Below are 2,649 nucleotides of genomic sequence, written 5' to 3'. Positions count from 1 at the left end.
GTACATGGTATGGCTTAAAATTGTACTGATAATGATGATCTAAAAAAATGATGATCTAAAAAAATCGAACGCTATTCTAAAATTAAATCACTTATTACCCTACCCATTCATACAAAGCAAACAAATGAGATATACCTAAAGAATTAGGTTTTTATCATAATGTACAAAATGCTTTTATCAACATTGATTTGATACATAATAAAGTAACATTACGATCCTGTTGTACTAATGGTTTAACGGTATGATGTTAATTTACGACTATCTCTTTTATTCTTAGATCTACTGTCAAAATAAACCAATTCTATTCGTACCCCACTGACCTACACTAATAAAAATACCTATATATTGATTCACTTTGGGAAAAATGCCACTATTACGCTCCTGCAGAATAGAAAAGGGCGCTAAAGCATAGCGATGAAAAAGATTAGAACAGCTGTAATTGGCGTTGGCTATTTAGGCAAATATCATGCGGAAAAGTATGCTACTTTACCGTATTCAAAGCTTGTGGCTGTTTGTGATATTAACCCTGAACGGTGTCATTTGAAAGCCAACGAATTAAACGTTAAATCCATAATTAATTACCAGTCTCTCCTTGGCCTGGTCGATGCAGTAAGCATCGCAGTGCCAACCCCTTTGCATCATAGAGTTGGACGTTTTTTTTTAGATAATGGGGTCCATGTTCTTTTAGAGAAGCCCATTGCCTCTTCTTTGGAAGAGGCCGACGACTTAATTGCTGCTGCCAAAAAAAATAAGGTCATCCTACAAATTGGGCATCTCGAACGTTTTAATAGCGCTGTCAAAGCAATAGAATCTCAAATTTCTAATCCTCGGTTTATTGAATCCTTACGTCTAGCTCCATTTAAATTGCGAGGTAGTGATGTTAATGTAGTCTTAGATTTGATGATTCACGATATTGATATCATTCAATATATTGTGAAAGCGGATATCCAAAATATTTCTGCAAGCGGAGCTTCTGTACTATCTCCTTATATTGATATTGTTAATGCGCGGATTGAATTTAGTAACGGATGTGTGGCCAATGTAACAGCTAGCCGTGTAAACCTCAAAACTGAGCGCAAACTTCGAATTTTCCAGCACGATAATTATATTGCTATTGATCTCGATCATAAAAAAATTGCTATCCACCGTAAAGGCACTCAAGAAATGTATCCAGGTATTCCTGAAATCACCCGTCAAGTTGAGCGGTTCGAAAAAAGCGATGCGTTACTGGATCAAATATCAGCTTTTTTAGATTCTATTATTCATAATAAACTTCCTCTGGTTTCCGGAAAAGAAGGAAAACGAGCTTTGGCGACAGCTTTAGAAATCTCATTAATCGTGCGACAAACTAATAAAGTATTTCCAATTTCTTCAATCGCTATTTCTTAAAATGAATACTGATTCAAAACAAATTTTAATCATAGCAGGTGAGGCCTCGGGAGATTTACTAGGGGCTCATCTTGCAAAATCACTGAAAGTTCTTGACCCACAATTAAAAGTAGCTGGTATGGGAGGGAAAAGAATGCGTGAAGCAGGAGTTAATATCTTTATTGATGCCGAAAAACTAGCAGTCATTGGAGTATCAGAAATAATTTCTCAATTAAGTAATATACTTGCAGCTCGCCAGTGCTTAAAAAATCGCTTCAAGATCGAACGACCTGATTTAGTAATTTTTATTGACTATCCAGGCTTTAATTTACATATGGCTAAACAGGCTAAAAAAGCAGGAATTAAAGTGCTTTATTATGTAAGTCCACAAATATGGGCATGGCGATATAGCCGTATTAAAAAAATAAAAAAATATATAGATCACATGGCAGTTTTATTCCCCTTCGAAGAAAGATTATATCAACGAGAAGATATTTCCGTCAGTTTAGTGGGACATCCGTTAATTGACATTGCAGTACCCACTTTGCCACACGAAAAAGTATATCAAAAATTTAATTTATCAATAGAACAACCCATTATTGGCTTATTTCCCGGAAGTCGTTCTCAGGAGATTTCTCGCTTGTTGCCCATTATAATTTCCGCTACCAAGCTTATTAAAGAACGCTTCCCTAATACTCAATTTGTATTGCCATTGGCACCTAATTTTTCTGCTCAAGATGTTCGTAATTATTTATTTCCAGAGGTTAGAATTATTGAAAATAATACTTATAATATATTATCTGTATGTAATGCCGCTATTGCTGTTTCTGGCACAGTTACATTAGAAATTGCTTTACATCAAATTCCTTTTGTGACTGTTTACAAAGTCAGCTCTCTCACTTATTGGTTAGTAAAACGACTTATTAAAGTCCCATTTATTGGGCTCTCTAATTTAGTGGCTGAAGAACTTATTACCCCTGAATTGATTCAGCATCAAGCCACTCCTCAAGCTATTGCTAATGAAATTTATCGTTTCTTAGAAGATTACTCTTATCGACAGAGTTGTTTAAATAAGTTAAAATCACTCAAAACTAAGCTAAAAAAGAACAGTGAAGCATCTCTCAAAACAGCACAAATTGCCCTAAAACTAATAACCTATTAATTTATTTGATTTTTTATTATTTTAATAAAAAATTTAATCATTGTTTTAGAGATATTCATTTAGATAGAAGGTTAATAATTAATAGAATTAAAAAAACTATAAAAACAATACTATTAGTT

Annotated in this window: 2 protein-coding genes; both read left to right on the top strand. The window is 33.9% G+C overall.

What is annotated here, in order from left to right:
• Window positions 1-414: 414 nt before the first annotated feature.
• The gene (locus CLERM_RS00070) at window positions 415-1,389 is read left to right on the top strand and encodes a Gfo/Idh/MocA family protein (RefSeq protein ID WP_102156601.1); all 975 of its coding nucleotides are present in this window, start codon (window positions 415-417) and stop codon (window positions 1,387-1,389) included.
• Window position 1,390: 1 nt separating this feature from the next.
• Window positions 1,391-2,530: a lipid-A-disaccharide synthase gene (lpxB, locus tag CLERM_RS00065; RefSeq protein ID WP_102156600.1), complete on the top strand. Its 1,140-nt coding sequence runs from the start codon at window positions 1,391-1,393 to the stop codon at window positions 2,528-2,530.
• Window positions 2,531-2,649 lie beyond the last annotated feature (119 nt).

This window comes from Coxiella-like endosymbiont (assembly GCF_002871095.1).
In the GTDB taxonomy this organism is placed as follows: domain Bacteria; phylum Pseudomonadota; class Gammaproteobacteria; order Coxiellales; family Coxiellaceae; genus Coxiella.
This window is presented reverse-complemented; position numbering and strand designations above follow the sequence as displayed.

Excerpts from the sequence above, each read along its gene's own strand:
- CLERM_RS00070 (WP_102156601.1), top strand. The coding sequence starts at position 415 with ATGAAAAAGATTAGAACAGCTGTAATTGGCGTTGGCTATTTAGGCAAA.
- lpxB (WP_102156600.1), top strand. The coding sequence starts at position 1,391 with ATGAATACTGATTCAAAACAAATTTTAATCATAGCAGGTGAGGCCTCG.